General features: G+C 67.4%; 19 protein-coding genes and 1 tRNA gene. 11 read left to right on the top strand and 9 right to left on the bottom strand.

Annotation, left to right across the window (positions count from 1 at the left end; genetic code table 11):
* Positions 1-84 precede the first annotated feature (84 nt).
* The 6 genes from HA630_RS07885 to HA630_RS07860 all read right to left on the bottom strand — a co-directional run bounded on the left by HA630_RS07885 (position 85) and on the right by HA630_RS07860 (position 5,439).
* On the bottom strand, positions 85-1,008 hold the full coding sequence (locus HA630_RS07885) for a type II secretion system F family protein (protein WP_166833927.1): 924 nt from the start codon (positions 1,006-1,008) through the stop codon (positions 85-87).
* Positions 995-2,317, bottom strand: a complete 1,323-nt coding sequence (locus HA630_RS07880; protein ID WP_166833925.1) for a CpaF family protein — start codon at positions 2,315-2,317, stop codon at positions 995-997. The genes HA630_RS07885 and HA630_RS07880 overlap by 14 nt, the downstream gene beginning before the upstream one ends.
* Before the next feature lie 10 nt (positions 2,318-2,327).
* Positions 2,328-3,722, bottom strand: a complete 1,395-nt coding sequence (locus tag HA630_RS07875; RefSeq protein WP_166833923.1) for a type II and III secretion system protein family protein — start codon at positions 3,720-3,722, stop codon at positions 2,328-2,330.
* 17 nt (positions 3,723-3,739) lie between these two features.
* Positions 3,740-4,660: a Flp pilus assembly protein CpaB gene (gene cpaB / locus HA630_RS07870; protein ID WP_166833921.1), complete on the bottom strand. Its 921-nt coding sequence runs from the start codon at positions 4,658-4,660 to the stop codon at positions 3,740-3,742.
* Between the two features lie 19 nt (positions 4,661-4,679).
* Complete coding sequence (locus HA630_RS07865) at positions 4,680-5,144, bottom strand: TadE/TadG family type IV pilus assembly protein (protein ID WP_166833919.1); 465 nt, start codon at positions 5,142-5,144, stop codon at positions 4,680-4,682.
* Between the two features lie 121 nt (positions 5,145-5,265).
* Positions 5,266-5,439, bottom strand: coding sequence for a Flp family type IVb pilin (locus tag HA630_RS07860; protein ID WP_166833917.1), 174 nt, complete (start codon positions 5,437-5,439; stop codon positions 5,266-5,268).
* A 152-nt stretch (positions 5,440-5,591) separates the two neighbouring features.
* Between HA630_RS07860 and HA630_RS07855 the strand changes: the two genes are divergently transcribed.
* From HA630_RS07855 to HA630_RS07805, 11 genes are all read left to right on the top strand, one after another.
* A complete protein-coding gene (locus HA630_RS07855) occupies positions 5,592-6,203 on the top strand; it encodes an RNA polymerase sigma factor (RefSeq protein WP_208300019.1) in 612 nt (203 codons plus the stop codon).
* Positions 6,200-6,571, top strand: a complete 372-nt coding sequence (locus HA630_RS07850) for a hypothetical protein (RefSeq protein WP_166833913.1) — start codon at positions 6,200-6,202, stop codon at positions 6,569-6,571. The genes HA630_RS07855 and HA630_RS07850 overlap by 4 nt, the downstream gene beginning before the upstream one ends.
* Positions 6,568-8,358: an ATP-binding cassette domain-containing protein gene (locus HA630_RS07845; protein WP_166833912.1), complete on the top strand. Its 1,791-nt coding sequence runs from the start codon at positions 6,568-6,570 to the stop codon at positions 8,356-8,358. The genes HA630_RS07850 and HA630_RS07845 overlap by 4 nt, the downstream gene beginning before the upstream one ends.
* A gap of 1 nt (position 8,359) precedes the next feature.
* A complete protein-coding gene (locus HA630_RS07840) occupies positions 8,360-9,679 on the top strand; it encodes an HlyD family type I secretion periplasmic adaptor subunit (RefSeq protein WP_166833910.1) in 1,320 nt (439 codons plus the stop codon).
* 71 nt (positions 9,680-9,750) lie between these two features.
* The gene (locus HA630_RS07835; protein ID WP_208300018.1) at positions 9,751-11,274 is read left to right on the top strand and encodes a TolC family protein; all 1,524 of its coding nucleotides are present in this window, start codon (positions 9,751-9,753) and stop codon (positions 11,272-11,274) included.
* A gap of 24 nt (positions 11,275-11,298) precedes the next feature.
* Positions 11,299-12,678 carry a hypothetical protein gene (locus tag HA630_RS07830; protein ID WP_166833906.1) on the top strand — a complete coding sequence of 460 codons (1,380 nt, stop codon included), beginning with the start codon at positions 11,299-11,301 and terminating at the stop codon, positions 12,676-12,678.
* 115 nt (positions 12,679-12,793) lie between these two features.
* Positions 12,794-14,077: a fimbrial protein gene (locus HA630_RS07825; protein ID WP_166833904.1), complete on the top strand. Its 1,284-nt coding sequence runs from the start codon at positions 12,794-12,796 to the stop codon at positions 14,075-14,077.
* 6 nt (positions 14,078-14,083) lie between these two features.
* Positions 14,084-15,151, top strand: a complete 1,068-nt coding sequence (locus HA630_RS07820; RefSeq protein ID WP_166833902.1) for a nuclear transport factor 2 family protein — start codon at positions 14,084-14,086, stop codon at positions 15,149-15,151.
* Between the two features lie 122 nt (positions 15,152-15,273).
* A complete protein-coding gene (locus HA630_RS07815) occupies positions 15,274-16,860 on the top strand; it encodes a nuclear transport factor 2 family protein (RefSeq protein ID WP_208300017.1) in 1,587 nt (528 codons plus the stop codon).
* A 43-nt stretch (positions 16,861-16,903) separates the two neighbouring features.
* Positions 16,904-17,233: an ATPase with chaperone activity gene (locus HA630_RS07810; protein WP_166833898.1), complete on the top strand. Its 330-nt coding sequence runs from the start codon at positions 16,904-16,906 to the stop codon at positions 17,231-17,233.
* 129 nt (positions 17,234-17,362) lie between these two features.
* On the top strand, positions 17,363-17,917 hold the full coding sequence (locus HA630_RS07805; RefSeq protein WP_166833896.1) for a MaoC family dehydratase: 555 nt from the start codon (positions 17,363-17,365) through the stop codon (positions 17,915-17,917).
* Between the two features lie 24 nt (positions 17,918-17,941).
* Here the strand turns inward: HA630_RS07805 and HA630_RS07800 are convergent.
* From HA630_RS07800 to HA630_RS07790, 3 genes are all read right to left on the bottom strand, one after another.
* Positions 17,942-18,017 (bottom strand) — tRNA-Thr (locus HA630_RS07800).
* A 46-nt stretch (positions 18,018-18,063) separates the two neighbouring features.
* On the bottom strand, positions 18,064-19,095 hold the full coding sequence (locus HA630_RS07795; protein ID WP_166833894.1) for a class 1 fructose-bisphosphatase: 1,032 nt from the start codon (positions 19,093-19,095) through the stop codon (positions 18,064-18,066).
* 20 nt (positions 19,096-19,115) lie between these two features.
* Positions 19,116-19,913: aminopeptidase N C-terminal domain-containing protein (locus HA630_RS07790; protein WP_166833892.1), on the bottom strand; the 798-nt coding region annotated here is incomplete at its 5' end.

The following is a 19,913-nucleotide window of genomic DNA, read 5'->3' as shown; positions in this document are numbered from 1 at the left end:
TGCCACCAGAGCCAGCCGGCCAGCAGGGCCACCACCAGCAGCAGGAACAGGCTGACCCAGGAGAGGTAGGTGGGGGACATGGGTTTACTCCCGCAGGCGCGTCATGCGCACCAGCAGCACCGAACCCACGGTTTGCAGGCCCAGGGCGATCCACAGCAGCTTGCGGCCACCCGGGTCGGTCCAGAGGGTGGCCATGTAGGCCGGGTTGACGACGCTGAGCGCCAGCGCCACCCCCACCGGCAGCAGGCCGATGACCAGGGCCGAGAGCCGCGTTTCCGAGGACAGCGCGATCAGTTCCTGCTGCGCTTCCTGCCGGTCGCGCATGAACGCAGCGATGCGTTCCAGCACTTGGTCCACCTGACCGCCGTACTGGACGCTCAGGCGCATCACCGAGGCCAGCAGCCGCAGCGCGTCCAAACGGTAGAAACGGGCGGTCTGCTTGAGGGCGGTGTCGATGTCCAGGCCGGCCTGGATCAGGCTGCTGGCGTGGGCCAGGCAGGGTTTCAGCGGTCCCGAGGCCGAGGGTGCCGAGGCCACAAAGCCCGCCGCCACGCTGTTGCCCACCGCCAGCGACCGCACCAGCGCATCGATGAAGTGCGGCAGGGTCAGGGTCATCTGGCGGTTGACCCAGTCGAGTCGCCACTGCAGGCCCACCAATGCGGCCAGAGACATCAGGGCCAGCCAGCCCAGCACGGCCTGCCAGCCCAGCAGCACCTCCAGCAGCAGCCCCACCAGGGCCACCGCCAAGAGGGCGAAGGTGGCGGCACGACGCGTCAGGTTCAGGTCGGCGCGGCGCATCAACGATTCGACCCGGGCATTCCAGTTCAGGGGTTCGTCCTCCTCGGTTTCGTCGGCGGTGAACACCCCCGGCAGGTGCTGCGCCAGCACGCGTTCCGTGCGCTGGGCGGCACGCCGCTGCAGCCACACGAACCACAGGCCCAGCGCGGCCGCCAACAGCCCCAGCACCAGCGACCACCAGAGCCAGGAAACGCCGTCAGAACTGGTCATCCAGAATTCCTGCGCGCGGAGCCGCCAGGGCGGTGGCCGCGGGGGTGCTGCCGGACTTGAGCTTGGCCGTCACCGGCTTGAGGCCGCTGGCCTGCCAGCGCACCTCGCCCGTGCCGTCGTCGTTGAAGCGGAACAGCTCCTGCGTCACATAGGTGGTTTCGTTCACGCCGTTGACCTCGGTGATGGAGATGACGCGGCGGCTGCCGTCGGGCAGGCGGTTGACCTGCACGATGAAATCGATGGCGTTGGCGATCTGCCGGCGCAGGCTGAGTTCGCTGCCCTGGAAGCCGGCAAATCCGGCCAGCATTTCGAGCCGGTACAAGCATTCCCTTGGGGAACTGGCGTGGATGGTGCCCATCGAGCCATCGTGGCCGGTGTTCATGGCCTGCAGCATTTCCAGCACCTCGCCGCCGCGGACTTCACCCACCACCACCCGGTCGGGGCGCATGCGCAGGGAGTTGCGCATCAGGTCGCGTCCTGTCACCTGGCCCTGCCCGTCGAAGCCGCCCGGACGGGTTTCGAGCCGCACCACGTGCGGGTGGTTCAGCGAGAGTTCGGCCGTGTCCTCGATGGTGATGATGCGTTCATGCGCCGGTATGAACAGCGCCAGCGCGTTCAGCAGCGAGGTTTTGCCCGAACTGGTGCCGCCACTGACGAGGATGTTGCAGCGCGCCAGCACCGCATCGTGCAGCAGTTGCAGCATGGCCCGGTCGAAGGAGCCCAGCACCACCAGTTTCTCTGGCGTCAGCGGGTCTTGGCGGAATTTGCGGATCGACACCGTGGTCCCGTCCAGTGCCAGCGGTGGGATCACCGCGTTGACCCGGCCGCCGTCCACCAGCCGGGCATCGACCATGGGGCTGGATTCGTCCAGGCGGCGCCCCACCGGTGCCAGGATGCGCCGCACGATGCGCAGCAGGTGTTCCTCGTCGGTGAAGCGCACCTGGCTGCGGGTGAGCTTGCCGTGGCGCGAGACGTAGACCACGTCGGGGCCGTTGATCAGGATGTCCTCGATGTCCGGGTCGTCGATCAGTTCCTGCAGCGGCCCCAGACCCGACAACTCCTTGGTCAGCGCGTCCAACACCAGGCTGAGTTCCTGTTTGTTCAGCGGCAGGTTGGTGGTGCGGGCAAAGCGCTCGACCTCGGTCGCCACCAGCCGCTGCACGGCCGCGACCGACATGCGCCCAAACTCCCCGCCCAGCGACTCGATCTTGGCCAGCAGGTGTTCGTAGGCCTGGCGCTTGATCTGCTGGAAAGCCTGGCTGTGCTGAAAGCTCTGGCTCTCGTCGGCGAATTGGATGTCGGTGTTCACGGCAGGGCGCTCAGCGGGAAAAACCGGGCAGGCTCGAGTTGGTCACCCAGGGGCCGAGGAAGTAGTTCGACAGCACCGTCGAGGGCCGCTCGCGCTGGTCACCGGGCAGGGTGGGCAGGTCGGTGCCGGCCTTGCTGGCCTGCACCAGGTGCGGGGTGACGATCAGGGCCAGTTCGCTTTCCTTGCTCTGGTATTCGACGTTTTTGAAGAACGCCCCCAGGATGGGCAGCTTGCCCAGGCCGGGCACCTGGTTGACGTTGGAGGTGGTGGTTCGGCTCACCAGACCGCCGATGACGAAGCTTTCGCCGTCGCCCAGTTCCACCATGGTGTCGGCGCGCCGCGTGGTGATGGCCGGGATGCTGAAGCCGTTGGCCACCAGCGCGTTCTGGTAGTCGAGGTCGCTGGCCTCGGGCGCCACCTTGAGCACAATGCGGTCGCGGGACAGCACGGTGGGCGTGAGGTTCAGGGCGATGCCGAAGGTTTTGTACTCAATGGCCACCGTGCCTTCGCTGGAGGGCACCGGAATGGGGATTTCGCCGCCGGCCAGGAAGCTGGCCATCTGGCCCGACATGGTGACCAGCGTCGGTTCGGCCAGAACGCGCAGCAGGCCCTGGCTTTCCAGCAGTCGCAGGCTGACGGACGGCGCGAAATTGCCGCGCTGTGTGCTCGCGAAAAAGCTGAAGGGCGCGTTGCTCGGGGCGGCGTTGCTTTGCAGGCCAAAGGAGAAATTGCCCCGCTGGTTGCTGGCGTTGAAATTGATGCCTGCCGCGCGCAGGTCGGAGCGGCTGAACTCCACCACCTTCACATGCACCTGCACCGTGCTGGGCAGGTCCACGCTGCTGCGGTCCACCAGCGGCGCTTTGCCTGCCACGGCCTGGGCCGCGCGGAAGTCCTGCACATGGGTCAGCACCTGCGGTGCCGCACCCGTCAGCTCCACCGAACCCGGGCGGCCCGACAGGCGCAGGCTGGTGAACTCGGCCGTGACGTGGACGGTGTAGACCAGCGGCTCGTTGCGGCCCGCCAGCCAGACACTGACCTGACTGGTGCCGAGTCCGACGGCGCGCAGCAGCAGCGAGTCTTCGCCCGCTTTGGCGCCGCGCAGGGGCTGCACGTCCACCGCAGCATCGTTGCTGGTGGACACGCGGGTGGGCCGCTGCGCCAGCGCGATCGACCGTTCCTGGCCGATGCGCAAGGCCAGCGCCGAGGGCGTGGCCGCCACGGTGGTGGTCTGCGAAGCACTGGCTGCCGGGGCGGTCACTTTCTGGACCGGTTTGCGTGGCGCGGTGCGGACGGGTTCGGCCGACTGGGCCCAGCCCAAGCCAGGCAGCAGGGCCAGCCACAAGGCAGGTTGCAGCAGCCGGTGGGCGGCCAGCGGGGCGGGTGCAGGCGTGCGGTGGGGTTTCATCGGTGCTGGGCGCGGCATCAGTAGGTGACGTTTTCACGTTTGCCGCTGCGCACCACCTCGACCGAACGCTGTTCGGGCTTGCGTGCGGCGGCGGGGGCGGGGCCAGCGACCCGGGCCGGGGCGGAGGCGGGTCGGGCGGCGCCACCGGCCAGGCTATCCAGGCGGGCGCCGGCCAGCGCGCGGTCTTCGGGGGTGGTGGCGTTGCGCACCGGCAGCACCGGGGCGTTGGTCCACAAATCGGCCTGGGGGCGACCCGGGTCGTCGGGGTGCCGCAGGGCCAGCGCCAGTCGGCCCGACGACTCGCCCAGCAGCAGGGCCGGCACCTGGTCCACGGGCACCGCCAGCACCGCGGTGCGCGCGGTGTCGGAACGGTTGGCCCGATCCGCCGATGCGTTGCTGTCGGGTGCGGCGGTTTGCTTGTCGCCATAGGTCAGCACCTGCAGGCGGGACAGCAGCAGGCGAGCGGAAGAAGCCCCCACCTCGTCGCCGCTCTGCTTGAGCATGACGAACACATCCACCTGGTCGCCTGGGCGGATGCGGTTGGCCACCCCGATGGCTTCGTCCACCCGCACCGCCACGGCGCGTGCCCCCGCAGGCACTTCCAGGGCAAAGCTCTGGCTCAGGAAGGTCTTGAGCACCGGTGCGCCCGGACTCAGGGCCACACCGACCACCTCGCCCACCAAGGCCGTGGTCGTGTCGTAGCTGCCCTCGAGTCTGGACGGAAAAGGCTCCAGCCGCAGGTCTTCCGCGGTCAGGGTGTGACCGGCGGGCACCGGCTTGGCCGCCACCACGGTGGGGTGCGTCACGGCCGCAGCGGGGGCCGGAGCAGGTCCCTGGGCGGCACTGGGTTTGCGCTGGCCCGAGACCAGGCCGACCACCGCCAGCACCAGGGCCAGCACAAACAGGGTGACGGCGGCGATACGGACCAGATTGTTCATGGCAGACGATGAAGGTGGGTCAGAGCAGGCTGCGGGTGCTGACCTGGGATTCGGCTTCGCTGTTCAGCAGGGGCAAGAGCGCTTCGCCCATCAGACCGATCAGTGGCACGATGGGGTAGTCGCGGTAGTTGTAGCTGGCCGTGACCTTGACGCACCGCAGGTCGGCGTTGTAAACGCAAGGGGCGGCCACCGCCGTGCAGGTGTAGGCCGCGGCCTGCACGTTGCTCAACCATTCGCCGGCCCGTTCGCATTCGGCCTGTGCGCGGCCGCGGCGCAGGGCCAGGGCCGCGTCGGGGTCGTTGGCGGACTGAAATTCCAGCGAGGCGCGCGCACCCTCCGCAGCGGCGAAGGCCACCGTGCTTTTGACCGCGAACATGATGCTGAAGAGCACCATGCCGTACAACACCAGCAGCAAAACCGGCAGCAGCAAGGCCATTTCCAGCGCCGTGGCGCCCTGCGATGCGCGCGGGGCTGCGGCTTTCATGGCGTTGTCCCGGGGTGTTGCGGTGCGAAGGGCACAAAAAGACAACAACCGGCCGAGAGACCAGTTCCAGCAGCCGTGCCCATTGGAACAGGGTGAAGCGCGGGGTGTGGACTCACACGCCTCAGTTGCCGACGCCCAGCTTGCTCAGGATGTCGTTGAACAGGGTTCCCACGCCGTCACCCAAAGTGGTGAAAATGCCAATCAAGGCCACCACCAGAATGCCTGCAATGACCGCATATTCCAATGCGGTGGCGCCCAGTTCCTGGCGACCGAGACGACGGATGGATTTGCGCATGGTGATACCCCTTCGGTTGATTAAAATTTTTGTGTGCTCAAATTGATTCAGCAGATAAATCAACTTTACTTTTACGCACTGTGGGTAAAATGTAGCACAAATACCCCTACCCGCAAAAGCCCCGTCACCCTTGGCGCAACACCCTCTCGTCTGTGTCTGAACCCCAATCCTCAGCGGCGCAGCCCCCAGTTTCAACGCCGGTGGACGACGGTGAGGCGGCTTTGCTGGTGTCTTTGCTCACCCGGATGAAGCAGCGCGACACGGCCGCGCTCGAGCAGCTCTACCGTCTGTATTCCAAACGCATCGCGCGTTTCGTGGCGCAACTCTTGCGCGACCCCCAGGAAGCCAACGACATCACCCAGGATGTGTTCATGCGCGTCTGGCGCTATGCCGCCGCTTTCGACCCGCAGCGCACCACCCATCCGGCCGGGTGGCTGTTCCAAGTGGCCCGCAACCAGGTGATGAGCGAACTGGCCAACCGTTCCCGGGCGGTGATGCAAGGCGATGAAGGGTTGGATGAGCACCCATGCGAACCCGACGAGAGTGTGGCCGCCAGGTGGATCGTCAACAGCGAGGCGTTTGCGCGAGCGCTCGACAGCCTGTCTTCGCACCAGCGCCAGGTGGTGCACCTGCGGTTCTACGGTGATTTGAGCCTGCGCGAGATCGCCGACACCTTGCATGTGCCCCTGGGCACCGTGAAAACCTGGCTGCACCGCAGCCTGCTGCAGATCCGCAGCACCCTGGAGCCGGAGTTGACCCCATGACCCCTGCGCTGAGTGACGAAGATGCCGTGCGCGCCATGCTGTACGTGGCCGATCTGCTGGCGCCCGAAGAGGCGCAGCAGTGGCGTCAGCGGCTGCCCCGTGAGCCTGTTCTGGCCGAGGAGGTGCAGCGCTTGCAGGCGCGCCAGGGTGGTGCCGATGGCGCCGGCAGTCTGCTGGAGCTGATGGGGCGCGTGCGCACCGAGGAGGCCTGGCGCCAGGAATTGCTCCAGGCCCACCCCGAGGTGGCCCGCAAGGCGGCGCAGCTGTGGGTGGCTTTGCAGGAGGTGCGGGCCCGGCTGGCGCAATTGAAACAACTGGAAGAGGCCGCCCGTGCCATGCAGCCGGGCGCCGGGAGAGGTGCGGAGTGATCGAACTGTTGCTGCCTGAGCGCTTTCGCCCCTTGCGGGTGCGCGAGTCGCAGGCCTATGGCCAGGCCTTGCTGGACAATTTTGCGGCGGCGCGTGCGGCCCTGACCCGTGCCGCCTGGTTGTCCAGTCCCATTGGTCTGCTCGCACTGCTCCCGTCCATCTTCACACTGGAGGTGTTCGACCGGGTGATCTTTCGGCACGGCATGTCCACGCTGGTCGCCTTGCTTGCGGGGGTGGCGGTGGCCCTCGCGGTGGAATGGTGGTTCCGCCGGCGGCGTTCGGCGCAGTTGCGCGAGGCCGGGGCGCTGATCGACTGGGGCTTGTCGTCGACTTTGCTGGACCGCATGCTCAGCCAGCCCCTGCGCACCCTGGAAGACCGGCCAGCGGCGGCCTGGATGTCGCTGTTCCGCGACGTGAGCACGGTGCGCGTGCTCATGACCGGTGCGGTGGTTCAGGCCCTGTTCGACCTGCCGCTGGCGGTGTTTGCGGTGCTCATCATTGCCATCGTGGCCACGCCGGTGTTGCCCGTGGTGCTGGTGGCCATGGTGGTGTTTGGGCTGCTGGCGTGGTGGTGGGCCGACGAGGTCAAGACCGGCAAGGTGAGCGAGGTGCAGCGCGCCCGCAACCTGGACATGTTCACCGCCGAACTCTGCCGCGCGCGCGAGTCCGTCAAGGCGCTGGCGCAACACGATGCAGTGGCCGACCAGTGGAAACGCAACTACGAACAGTGGCTGGGCGAAAGCTTCACCAAGGGCACCGAGCTGGAAGAGGCGCGCGAACTGTCGCACACATTGCTGGTGCTCACCTCCATTTCCATCACCGCGTTTGGCGCCCTGGCGGTGGTGAACCAGTGGATGACGGTGGGCGGCCTGATCGCCGCCAACATGCTGGCGCTCAAAGCCATTTCGCCGATTGCCATGTTGTCGGGGGCCTGGCGCCAGCTGGCGCAATCGATCGAGTCGGCCAAGCGTCTGGATGCGGTGTTCGAGCAGCCGGTGGACGCCGCCGGGGGCGAGTTGAGCCTGCCTCGCCCCAAGGGCCGGGTGCGATTGGAGAAACTCACCTTCCGTTTCGACGACCAGGTTCAGCCCGTGTTTGACGAAATCGACCTGACCCTGCAGCCCGGGCAGTTTTACGCGGTGGTGGGGCGCAACGGCGCGGGCAAGTCCACCCTGCTCAAGCTGATCACCGGACTCTACCGGCCCAACGAGGGCCGCGTCATGATCGACGAGTACGAGCTGCAGCAGTTTTCCCGGGCCGAAACGGCGGCCTGGATCGCCACCCTGGCGCAGAACGTCTACTTCATCGACGGTTCGATCGCAGACCAGTTGCGCAGTGCCGCGCCCGACGCCAACGACCAACAAATCGTCAAGGCCTGCAAGCTCACCGGTGCACACGCCGCCATCAGCCGCTTGCCCCAGGGCTATGCCACCGTGCTCAAGGAAGGTGGCCGGGCGTTGTCGGCCGGGGTGCGGCGCAAGATCGCGCTGGCCCAGGTGTTGCTGCGCAACCCGGCGGTGCTGGTGCTGGACGAGCCTTCCAACGACCTGGACCACGACAGCGAAATGCAGCTGATTGCCGCCCTCAAGCTGATTGCCAAGGTGCGCACCGTTGTGGTGGTGACACACTCGCAACCAATGGTGGCCAACGCCGACCTCGCCGTTGATGTGACCGGCGACGGGCGTGTCGAGGTGATCACGCCGGCCCTGGCCATCGAACGCTATTTCTCTGCCGGCAAGCGCACCAAGGCCTTGGAGCCGGCGACCGAGCCCACCGACACACACTGACATGAGCGACGATTCATCCAAACCCCGCGTCATCGGCCGCCTGCACCGCTTGCGCCAGGAGCGGGCCCAGCGTTCCCGCTGGCGCCGCCTGGCGCCCCGTGTGGCCGCCGGGGTGGCCGTGGTCCTGGTGGCGGTGGCGTTGTTCGCCCCGGTGGAGATGACGGTGACCGCCCCGGGGCGGGTGGTGCCGTCTGAGCGGGTGAAATCGGTGCAGCACCTGGAGGGCGGCATCATCCGCGAGGTGTTTGTGCGCGAAGGGCAGTCGGTGCGCGCCGGGGACCTGCTGGTCAAGGTTGACCTGGGGGCTCAGGGCCCCAACCTGGAGGAAATCCGGGCCAAGGTGGCTTCTCTGCACGCGGCCCGACAGCGCTTGACCAGCGAGGCCAGCGGGACCCCGTTGAACCTGCAGATGTTCGCCCCCGACACGGCGCCTGCGGTGTTGCAGACCGAAATGCTCACCTACAACGCCCGCTTGCTGGAGCACCAGGGACAGTTGTCGGGGGCGCGTTCGCAGGTGGACATGCACAACAGCCGCGCGTTGGAGGTGCAGGCCAAGATCGATGGCCTGGAGGCCCGCCAGACCATTCTGGAGCGGGAATACGCGATCTCGGCCCAACTGGCGCAGGAGCGGCTGGTGCCCGAATTGGAGGCCATCCAGAAACAGAAAGAGCTGGAGACCAACCGGTCCGAACTGGCCAGTGCACGCCAGGGCCTGGCCGCTGCCCGGGCCGCCGCCCAGGAGGCCCGCAGCAAGGTCGAGGAAGCCGAAGGCCGGTTCCGTCGCCGGGCCTCGGAGGAATTGCTCACCACCGAGCGGCAGATCGCCACCGCCTCCGAAGAACTGGGACGGGCCCAGGACCAGCGTGACCGCGCCACGCTCAGTGCCCCGATCCACGGCATCGTCAAGGGTTTGCGTTCGGGTGAGCCGGGCTGGGTGGTCAAGCCGGGCGAAACCATCATGGAGGTGGTGCCCGCCGATGCGGAAATCGAGGTGGAGGCCCGCCTGAATCCGCGTGACCGTGGCCTGATCGCCGACGGCCAGCCCGTGCGCATCAAGGTCACTGCCTATGACTTTTTGCGTTTCGGGGCGCTGGAGGGCCATGTGCTGCGCATCGCCGCCGATGCCGACCAGGATCCCGAGTCGGGCAGTTATTTCAAAATGGTGGTTCGCACCCAAGGCGCGGTGCTGGGCAAGTCGCAACTGCCGGTGACCGCAGGCATGCAGGCGGACGTGGACGTGGTGATCGGGCGCCAGCCTTTTGCCTGGTACCTGCTGCGGCCGGTGCTCAAGGTGGGGGCGGAAGCCTTCCGGGAGCCATGAACGTGACACGGTGCCCCGGATTTGTCCGCCCCGTGGCGGTCGTGCTGGCCGGATGGCTGTGGGGCGGGGTTGTGCTGGCCCAGTCTGCCCCCCCCGCCGCCGACATGGCCCGCCGCCTGGCTTTGCTGATGCGCGAGGCACCCGAGGTAGCCGAGGCCCAGGCGGCCCTGGCCGGGCGCTACGCCGAACTGGATTCGGCGACCTACGCCCGCTGGCCCCAGGCCAGTCTGAGTGTGGCCGGGGGCGACACCTCGTCCGCCTTGCGTGGCAACCCCTCGCCCGAGGTGGACGCGCGGGTGACCGCCGGTCTGCGTTACACCCTCATTGACTATGGCCAGCGCAACGCCCGGGTGCTGGCGGCCGAGCAGGCGGTCCAGTCCGCCTTGGCGGCTGTCGAAAAAAGCCAGGAAAAAGTGGCACAGAATGCCCTGACCGCCTACCTGCAGGTGCTGCGTTTCGCCTTGTTGACGGAGGTGGGCCACAACTCTCAGGCCGCTCTCACGGAGCTGGAGCGCCTGGAAGCGCGCCGGGTGGAACTGGGCGGAGCGGGCATCACCGACGCCAAGCTGGCCGCCTCGCGGCTGGCGGTCAGCACCAACAAGCTGGCCCAGTTTGAACTGTCTTTGCAGGAAGCGTTGTCCAAATTTGCCGCCTTGTACGGTTTTGCCCCCGACCCCGCCCAGTTGCCGGTTCTGCAGGTGCCGACGCGCTGGCTCCAGGCCGATCTGGAGACGGCGGTCGCTGCCGCCATCGAGCGCAGTCCGGCGGTGCGCTCCAGTCGGTTTGCCTTGGAGCAGGCGCGCGCCGACCTCCAGGCCGAAGAAGCCGCACGCTTCCCGGCGGTGGATGTGACGCTGACCAAGCGCTACGAGTACCCGGGCGGTTACTCCGAAAAGCCGCGATTCGGGGTGCAGGTGTCGGTGGGCAGTGGCACCGTGCTGGAAGCCGGTGCCCGGGTCGCCCGTGCCCTCAGCCGGCGCGACACCGAGGCACAACGCCACGAGACCCTGTTGCGCGATCTGCGCCAGATGGCCCAGGCCGCCTGGCAGCGGCAGCGACTGGGGGCCACCCGGGTCGGCCTGCTGGCCGCTGCCGCCACCGATTCGCTCACCGTCTTCAACGCCCGCGCGCGGCTCAACAGCTTTGGTCGCGAGACCACCCTGGCTTTGCTGGATGCCCAGGTCGAGTCCAACAACGTCCTCATCGACTGGGTCAACGCCATTTTTGACCAGCGGGTGGGGGAACTGGACCTGGCCAAGGAAACCGGCGGTCTGGTGCCCGGGACCGATGCCGAACTGCCCTGGGCGCAGCAACTCTTTGCGGCCGCCGATTACCGTGCGCCCGTGCGGGCCGCGCTGGCGTCGGCCACGCCGCGTCCCGTGGCGGCCACGCCCACTGCACCGGCCGGCGCCATGGCCACCCCACTGGCGCTGCCGAAGGGGCATCCGGTGCCCGATTTCAAAGCCGCCCAGCCCCTGCGCCTGCATATGCCGCGTCCGGACCGCCAGGGGCCCCAGACCCCGGTGAAAGAATTTTTGGTGACTTTTGCGCTGGACGTGAAACCTTTTTCCCCCAAGCCCGGTAGAGGCTGGTAAGCACCACACCGTTCAAGGTTGATCATGACCACCGACACCCTTTCCCCTTTGGCCAGCGCCAGTCCGGCGCTGGGGGCCTTGTCCAGCCAGCAGTTGAAAACGCTGGTGGGGCAGGTGCGCGAGCAGTCGCCCCTGCCGTCTTTCGACAGCGACGAAAGCCTCAAGGATTCCCTCGTAGGTCGGGCCGAGCCCATGGCGCAGGGTGTGGTCTCAGCGCTGGGGCTGGCCAGCATTGCCCTGCTGTCCGAAGCCCGGGCCGAGCAGGCCCTGGCCAACCTGTCCCCCTTGCGCCTGGCGCTGGACTCGCTGGATGCCACCTTTCTGTCCACCGAGCCACAACTGATGGCCTTGCTCGGACCGAACGCCGGCGGCGAACTGGGCGCCTTGCGGGCCGACGTGGCGGCGCTGGACTGGAGCGAACTGGTGTCGATGGTGCATGACCTCTCGACCAGTCTGTCGAACGAGGTGCTGCCGTCTTCCAGCGATTTCACCGATGGGGTTTCTGCACCGCTGCCAATCGGCGAAGGCCTGTCCGCCATCCTGGCCGATCTGCCTTTGCTGGAGCAGGCGGGGCAGGCCCTGCCCGGGCTGGAAGCCACGCTGACCGACGCCGGGGTTTCGGTGCCCGATCTGCTGGCCAGCGGCGCGCTGCCGGTGGTGGCACTGCCCGCCGCTCTGGACCCGCTCACGTTGGTGTCCGGTGTGGGCGACACCGTGCTGGGTGTGGTGGACGCCACCGTGGACGGCGTGCTCGGAACCGTGGACAACCTCCTCGACGGTGCCCTGGGCACGGTGGGTGGCGTGGTCGGTGGCGTGACCGACCTGGTGGAGGGCTTGCTGGGCGGGGACGGTGGCCCGCTGGGCAACCTCACCGAAACGGTGCAGGACGTGGTGGAAGTGGTGGACAACACCCTGGGGGGCGCCCTGGATGCGGTGTCGGACTTGGCCAATGGACTGACCGATACCCTGGAGGGCGTTCTCGGAGGCGTCACCGACAGCGCCGGGTCATTGCTGGATCTGGTCGTGGGCGGGTCCGATGGCCTGCTGGGCGGACTGACGCAAATCCTGAATCCCGATGGCAGCGATGGCTCGGACACGGGCCTGATCCAGGGGCTTGACGACGGTGATCTGGTTGGTCTGGTGAGCGAACTGCTGGGCGAGGAGACCAGCGCCTTGGTCGATGGCGTGCCTTTGGTGGACGATCTGCTGACGGGGACTTCCACCGGTGACGCGCTGGCGCCTGTGACCGACCTGCTGGTGGACACCACCGATGGGGTGACGGACGCGCTGGACGCTGTGGCCGGCTCCGAGGGACTGCTGGGGGGGCTGACCGATCCCCTGGTGTCGAGCAACACAGAAGACGGTTCCCTGCTGGGCAACTTGACCCAGAACCTGCTGGGCTGAGCCTGTCCCCGGCAAGGGAGCGCCGCCTGCCCAGGGCCTTGTGTTGCAGGCGGATGGGCCGGGGGTGGAGGGTAAAATGGCCACCAACCATGGCGACTTCTAGGGACAAGCAGGCATGACCACTCCACAGGAACCGGGCTTTCAACCGCTGGATGGCGGCGTTGCCAGCCCAGCCCAGGCAGTCAATGCCTTGCAGCCCTTGCTGGTGCTGATCACCGACTCCAACGAAACCGCCATGCGGGTCAACGGCATGGTGGCGCAGGTGGCCAAGATCCACGTCCTGCCATTCAAGGTGGCGGGTGGCATGCTGGCCAAAGTGGCTGAAATTGCCCCGCGTGCCGTGATTGTGGACTTTACCGAAGACACCCGTGAGGAGGCCGTGGCGGTCTCGGCCCAGCTGCGTTTTGGCCGGCCCGATACGCCGCTGGTGGCGCTGGGCCGCTCGGATTCCGGTGCCGACGCCCTGGCCGCTCTGCGCTCCAATGTGAGCGAGTTTCTGGATGTCCGGGCCCAGTCGGCCGAGGTGATGACGGTGCTCAAGCACCTGTTCACCCGCAGCGGTACCCACAGCGGGCGTGGCCAGACGATTGCCGTTTTCGGTGCGCGTGCGGGGGTGGGCGTGTCCACCTTTGCCGCCAACCTGGCCTGCTGCATGCGCAGCCTGGGGGGGCGCACGGCGCAGATCCTGTTGATGGACCTGGGTCTGCCGGTGGCCGACAGCGCCATCCTGCTGGGGGGCAAGAAGGCCTTCAATTTTGTCGAATTGGCCAAAGTGCTTGACCGGGTCGACCCGCTGTTCCTGGATTCTGCGCTGTCCAAAACGCGGGACGGCATCGCCACCTTGCCCCTGCCGGACAACGTGGCCGAGTTGCGTGACATCACCCCTTCCATCGCGGTGGGGCTGATTGACCGGATGCGCATCTTTTTTGATGTGCAGATCATCGACCTGGGCGGCTTCACCAACCTCGAATTCGCGGTGATGGTGGCTTCCCAGTGCACCCGCACCCTGTTGCTCACCGAACAGTCGGCCACCTCCATCGTTTCGGCCAATGCGGTGGCCGGGGCCTTGCAGTCGGCGGGCGTGTCGGCCAAACTGGTGGTCAACAAGTACGACTCGGCCCTGGCGCCCACGGCCTTGAAGATTTCCGAGCGGTTGGACCTGCCTTTGCTGGGGACCTTGCCCGAGCGGCGCCAGGTCCTGGTTCAGGCGTTGAACCAGGGCACGCCGCTGTTTCAGTCCCACCCCAACGACGCCTACAGCCGGGCCCTGCGCAAGATCGGATGGGACCTTTCGCCGTTCGACGACGCGCTGGAGCGTGACATGTCTCCCTTGTCTGTGTCCTCGTTGCTGGAGAAGGTGCTGCGCCGCAAACGACCCCTGGACACCCCGGCGACCTGACCGTTGATGAAGCGCAAGTTGTACTGGCTAGGCGTGCCCTTGCTGGCCGCCGCCCTGGCGGTGTCGTGGTGGCTGGGCGCCAGCTTGTCCACGTCTGCTTCGGTGGGCGGTGCCGTTTCGACCGGTGAGCAGGCGTCGATCCAGGAGCGCAACGCCGAGTTTGCCGCCGGAGTGGCGCTGTTGGAGGGGCGTCAGTACCCGCAAGCCTTGGCCCATTTCCAGGGCATGGTGGACCGCTACCCGGACCTGATCGAGGCCCACAACAACCTGGCTCATGCACATGCGGCTCTGGGCGATGTGTCTGCGGCCCGTGCGGCCCTGGAGGCCGGGGTGCAGGCACAGCCTTCGGTGCTGGCGCTGGTGGACAACCTGCGGCAGTTGCACGCCCGCGAATCGCTGCTGTCGCTGAACAGGGCGTTGCAACTGGAGCGGCGGCCTGTGGCCGAACTGGTGCTGGCCCCTGTTGAGGCAATCTACACCGCCCAAGTGCCTGGCCCGAAGACCGCCGCGGATCCGGTGGTGCAGGCCCCGCCAAGGGCTGCGCCCGGGCCGGTCGCGCGCGTCGAAGCCCCTGCAAAGGCCGAGGCCCAAGGGGCGCAGGCAGACGTCCCCGAGCCCCCCAGCGCCGCGCCAGCCGTCCCGGTGCCGGTTGGCGCCGCGGCTGCCCCAGCCACCGCCACACCCACCGCCGTGGCACCCGAGGCCGTTTCCCACGGCCGGGTCCCACCGGACGTGCCTTCGCCGGAGCAGGCCGTGCTGGCGCAGGTGCGGGCCTGGGCACGGGCCTGGTCTGCTCCCAATGTGCCACAGTACCTGGCTTTCTACGACGAGAGCTTTGTCCCGCCCAACGGCCTGAGCCGCCGCGCTTGGGAGGCCGAGCGCCAGTCCCGCATCGCCGGGCGCAGCATCAGTGTGCGCCTGGAGAACGTCAGCGTCACCCTGCAGGGCGACCGCGCGGTGGTGCGCTTCCGGCAGCACTACCGTTCGGGCGGTTTTGTGTCGTCGGTGAACAAACGCCTGGTCTGGGTGCGCCGTGGCACGCAATGGCGCATCGCCAGTGAGGGCGTGGCATGACACAACCGCGGTTCGGCCGACGCCGCTGGCTGATTGGGTTGGGGCTGGCCTTGGCGATTGCCGCGGCAGGACTGCAGCTGGGGCGAGATGTGGTGGCGGCGACGGAGCGGTCGGCGGGGCCCGTGCGTTCGCTGGTGTTGCGGCCACCGGCGCAGGCACCTGTGGCCGCAGCACCCCATGCTCCGGGTTCGGTCGAGGCACACCTGTCCGACGTGTTGGCGTCCTTGCAGGCAGCGGATTTGGACCGGGCCCATGAGGCTGCCCGCCGGCTGACCGAGCGCTACCCGACCCACCCGCTGAGCCAGCTGATGCTGTCCGACGTCAGCCGCATGCAGTCGTTTGAACTGCCGCTGCTGGCCACGGGGGGTGACCGTGTGCCGGTCGAACAGTCCCGTCGCCTGGAGGAAATGCGGATCGAGGCCCAGCGCCGTCTGTCCATGAGTCCGGCCGACCGCAGCGATCGGGTGCGTCTGGTGCCCGTGTGGGCCTGGACGGAACGTCGGCCTTACCTGGTGGTGGTGGATGCCCGGCTGTCGCGCCTGTACCTCCTCAAGGCCCAGCCAGCGTCGGACACGCGCCGTCCAGTGTTCGAGGTGGTGGAGCGCCTTTACGTTTCGTTTGGCAAGAACGGACTGGACAAGCGGCTGGAAGGCGATGGGCGCACCCCGCTGGGCTTGTACCGGATTGTCGGTCGGCGCACCGATGCCGAATTGCCTCCGTTGTACGGTCACGGGGCCTTGACCCTCAACTACCCCAACGCGGTCGATGCCATGCAGGGGCGGACCGGCAGCGGCATTTGGCTGCACGGCGTGCCGCCCGGGCAGTACGTGCGCCCCCCGTTCTCGTCGGACGGCTGCATCGTCTTGGCCAATCCGGATTTTCAGCGCTTGTTCGATCCCCTGGATTTGCGCGGGGCATCGGTGCTGGTGGCCCAGGACGGACTGTGGGCCGAGGCGGGCGGATCGGATGGTGCACCGCCAACGCCGGATGCCGGTTCGCTGGCGCAGGCTGTGCAGGCGCTCCAGACGGCCCGTACCGCCCACGATCCCATGGCCTTGCAGGGCTGGATGCACCCGACCAGCCGCGAGGCCTGGGCTCGGTTGCGCGCCGCGGGTGGGGTTCAACTGGGGCACGATGGCTTGAGCCTGCTGGCCGATCCGCAGCACCCCCAGCATGTGCTGGCTGAGTTTCATGAAACCGTCAATGGTCAGCGCACCGAGGTGGTCCGGGCCCAGCACTGGTGGCGGGAGGCGGTTGGCTGGCGTCTGTTGCGTGACGAGGTGGTGGCAGGCAAGCCCAGTGCGGCGCTGGCGTATGTGCCCAGTCCACCGCGTGGGGTGGGGGCCGAGGGCGATGCGATGCCGGAGGCGGTTCCGCCCGCCTTGCGCCAGGCGGTGGAGGCCTGGGCGAGTGCCTGGAGCCGTGGCGACATGGAGGGCTATCTGCAAGCCTACGCCCCGTCATTCAAACCCCAGAACGGCCAGACCCGCGCCGCCTGGGCACAGGAACGGCGGGAGCGGATTGTGGGGCGTGCCTCGATCGATGTGCGCCTCTCCCAACTCCAGTTCGACGTGGACGGGCCGCGCGCTGTGGTGCGTTTCCGTCAAGATTACCGGTCGGGCCCCATCGTCTCGAACACACACAAGCGCCTGGAGCTGGTGCTGGAGCAGGGGCGCTGGCGCATCGTGAGCGAAAAAGCAGGGCGTTGAGCCTTGGTCCGCTCCTCCCTTCCCCCTCTGTGTGTCCACCCGCATGTCTGACCACCAACTGCTGATTCCCCCCTCGTTTGTGGCCCTGCACACCCGTCCGGGCCGCCTGAGGCCCGATCTGCCCTGGCCGGCCCTGCTGGAGCGCCACGAACTGTGCGAGGACATGGCCCAGATGCTCACGGAGCACGCATCGCAGGTGCTGGTGCGTCTGGGCATCACCGAGGGCGATGTGTTGCAGCGCGTGCTGGCGGGCCTGCTGGCCGATGAAGGCCGTTTGAGCGATGGCGAAGCCCGCTGGGTAGTGTGCCGCCTGGCAGAACTGCTGCAGTGGCCGCTGCCGGCCAGCGTGGCCATGGGTGTGCCGCAGAACTGACCCGCTGCAAGCCCCGGGGCTGGGCCTTGACCAGGGTTGTCGCCTGCGAGGCAAGTTCAACGCCAGTCAGGCGTTAGATTGCGTGGTTGGCGCGGCCTGTCGCCGCCTTCCTTGCCAGGAGCGTTGACCATGACCGCGATCACCCCCGAATTGAGCCCTCACATTGAAATCTGGTGGGAAGACCTGCCTGTTGGCGTTGCGCGCGAGATGGGCAGTGTCAGCCCCAGCGCCGAAGAGATCGTGGCGTTCGCCCGCCAGTTCGACCCACAGCCTTTTCACCTCGACCCGGAAGCCGCCAAGCATTCGGTGTTTGGCGGCCTCTGCGCCAGCGGCTGGCACACCTGCAGCCTGGCCATGGGGCTGATGGTGCGCAATTTTCTGCACAAGACCTCCAGCCTCGGGTCGCCGGGCCTGGAGAACCTGCGCTGGCTCAAGCCGGTGTATCCCGGCGACGTGTTGAGCTTGCGCCAAACCGTGACCGACAAGCGAGGCATGCGCAAGCGGGCCGATGTCGGTCTGGCCCGCACCGTCTGGGAAATGTTCAACCAGCACGGCGACAAGGTGCTGCACATGGAAGGGCACGGCATGTTCCGGCGCCGTCAGCCTGCCAGGCTGGAAGGTGAGGCGGATACCCAGGGGTTGGATGCCACAGACGGGCAGGCACAAAAAAACCAGCCCTTGTGAGGCTGGTCAAGTTGTTGATTGGTTTGGTGCCGGAGAAAGGAATCGAACCCTCGACCTTCTCATTACGAATGAGCTGCTCTACCGACTGAGCTACACCGGCAACAGGGGGTTGAAAACCGCCCAAACCGGAATTATAGCGCCAGAAATCACGCGGCCTGCGGGGCTTCCAGGTGGTAACGGGTCACGCGATCCACCTCGTTTTTCGAGCCCAGCACCACGCTGACGCGCTGGTGCAGTTCGGTGGGCTGGATCTCGAGGATGCGCTGGCGGCCGTTGGTGGCGGCGCCGCCGGCCTGTTCCACCAGCCAGCCCATCGGGTTGGCCTCGTACATCAGGCGCAGCTTGCCGGGTTTGTTCGGCTCGCGCTTGTCCCAGGGGTACATGAACACGCCGCCGCGGGTCAGGATGCGGTGGACATCGGCCACCATGCTGGCGATCCAGCGCATGTTGAAGTCCTTGCCGCGCGGGCCTTCGCGGCCCTGCAGGCATTCGTCGATGTAGCGCTTGACCGGTTCGTCCCAGTGGCGCAGGTTGCTCATGTTGATGGCGAATTCCTGGGTGTCCGCCGGGATGGTGACGTTTTCCTGCGTCAGCACCCAGGCGCCCTGTTCGCGGTCCAGCGTGAACATGGCCACGCCATTGCCCACGGTCAGCACCAGGGTGGTTTGCGGACCGTAGATGCAGTAACCGGCGGCCACTTGGGCCTGGCCGGGTTGCAGGAAGTCGCTCTCGCACACCGGTTCGATGCGGGTCGGGTCCTCGTTGGGTTTGCGCAGCACCGAAAAAATGGTGCCGATGCTGACGTTTACGTCGATGTTGGAGGAGCCGTCCAACGGGTCGAACATCAGCAGGTACTCGCCTTGCGGGTAGCGGTTGGGCACCACGTAAATGCCCTCCATTTCCTCGGAGGCCATGGCCGCCAGGTGACCACCCCATTCGTTGGCGTCGATCAGCACCTCGTTGGCGATGATGTCGAGCTTTTTCTGCACCTCGCCCTGCACGTTTTCGCTGCCGGCACTGCCCAGCACCTCGCCCAGGGCGCCTTTGTTGACCTGGATGGCGATGCGTTTGCAGGCTCGGGCGACGATTTCGATCAGCAGCCGCAGTTCGGAGGGGATGCGGCCATGCACGCGTTGCTGTTCGACCAGGTAGCGGGTCAGGGAGATGTGTTCGGTCATGGGGGTTCCTGGGAAGCGGTTCAGTCGGCGAGGGCGCGGGTGACGACCTCGCGCACGTCGTTGCTCAGTTCGCCGTGGGCGGCGACGCGGGCAATCGCCTCGCGGGCGGCGCTGCGGTAGGGTTCGGCCAGCTGTTTCCAGCGGTCCAGTGCGCGCGCCAGGCGGGCGGCCACCTGGGGGTTGAAGGCGTCGATCTCGACGACCCGTTCGCTCCAGAACACGTAGCCGGCGGCATCGGCGCGGTGGAAGGCCCCGGGGTTGGCGTGGCAGTAGGTGCTGATGACGCTGCGCGCCCGGTTTGGGTTGCGCGGGTGGAAGTCGGGGTGTTGCAGCAACTGCTTGACCCGTGGCAGCACGTCACCGCCGTGGTCGGGCGCGCCGGCCTGCAGGGCAAACCACTTGTCCAGCACCAGGTCCTCGCGCTGGAACCAGGCGTGGAAGCGCCGCAGCGCGTCCTGCGCCAGGGCGTGCCCGCTGACGACCAGTGCCTGCAGGGCATGGAAGCGGTCGGTCATGTTGCCGGCGTCCTTGAAGCGCTGGTAGGCCTTGCCCGGCCACACCGCATCGCCGCTGTCGCGCGCGGCGATGCACAGCATCTGCAAGGCCAGGCCGGCCAGGGCGCGGCGGCCGCTGGAGACCGGGTCGGGCCGGTAGGCGCCGTTGTCCTGGTGGGCCTCGAAGGCCAGGGCCCAGTCGGCCTGCAGCGCCAGGGCCAGTTGCCGGCGCATGGCTTCGCGCACCGCGTGGATGCGCTGTGGGTCCACCACGTCCAGCTGTTCGGCGATGTAGGTTTCGGCCGGCAGCGTCAGCACCAGCTC

The organism is Aquabacterium sp. A08, from assembly GCF_011742065.1.
The sequence above is the reverse complement of the archived record's forward strand: the minus strand, read 5'-3'. Positions and strand labels throughout refer to the sequence as shown.

Excerpts from the sequence above, each read along its gene's own strand:
- HA630_RS07885 (WP_166833927.1), bottom strand. The coding sequence starts at position 1,008 with ATGACCAGTTCTGACGGCGTTTCCTGGCTCTGGTGGTCGCTGGTGCTG.
- HA630_RS07875 (WP_166833923.1), bottom strand. The coding sequence starts at position 3,722 with ATGAAACCCCACCGCACGCCTGCACCCGCCCCGCTGGCCGCCCACCGG.
- cpaB (WP_166833921.1), bottom strand. The coding sequence starts at position 4,660 with ATGAACAATCTGGTCCGTATCGCCGCCGTCACCCTGTTTGTGCTGGCC.
- HA630_RS07865 (WP_166833919.1), bottom strand. The coding sequence starts at position 5,144 with ATGAAAGCCGCAGCCCCGCGCGCATCGCAGGGCGCCACGGCGCTGGAA.
- HA630_RS07860 (WP_166833917.1), bottom strand. The coding sequence starts at position 5,439 with ATGCGCAAATCCATCCGTCGTCTCGGTCGCCAGGAACTGGGCGCCACC.
- HA630_RS07850 (WP_166833913.1), top strand. The coding sequence starts at position 6,200 with ATGACCCCTGCGCTGAGTGACGAAGATGCCGTGCGCGCCATGCTGTAC.
- HA630_RS07840 (WP_166833910.1), top strand. The coding sequence starts at position 8,360 with ATGAGCGACGATTCATCCAAACCCCGCGTCATCGGCCGCCTGCACCGC.
- HA630_RS07830 (WP_166833906.1), top strand. The coding sequence starts at position 11,299 with ATGACCACCGACACCCTTTCCCCTTTGGCCAGCGCCAGTCCGGCGCTG.
- HA630_RS07825 (WP_166833904.1), top strand. The coding sequence starts at position 12,794 with ATGACCACTCCACAGGAACCGGGCTTTCAACCGCTGGATGGCGGCGTT.
- HA630_RS07820 (WP_166833902.1), top strand. The coding sequence starts at position 14,084 with ATGAAGCGCAAGTTGTACTGGCTAGGCGTGCCCTTGCTGGCCGCCGCC.
- HA630_RS07810 (WP_166833898.1), top strand. The coding sequence starts at position 16,904 with ATGTCTGACCACCAACTGCTGATTCCCCCCTCGTTTGTGGCCCTGCAC.
- HA630_RS07805 (WP_166833896.1), top strand. The coding sequence starts at position 17,363 with ATGACCGCGATCACCCCCGAATTGAGCCCTCACATTGAAATCTGGTGG.
- HA630_RS07795 (WP_166833894.1), bottom strand. The coding sequence starts at position 19,095 with ATGACCGAACACATCTCCCTGACCCGCTACCTGGTCGAACAGCAACGC.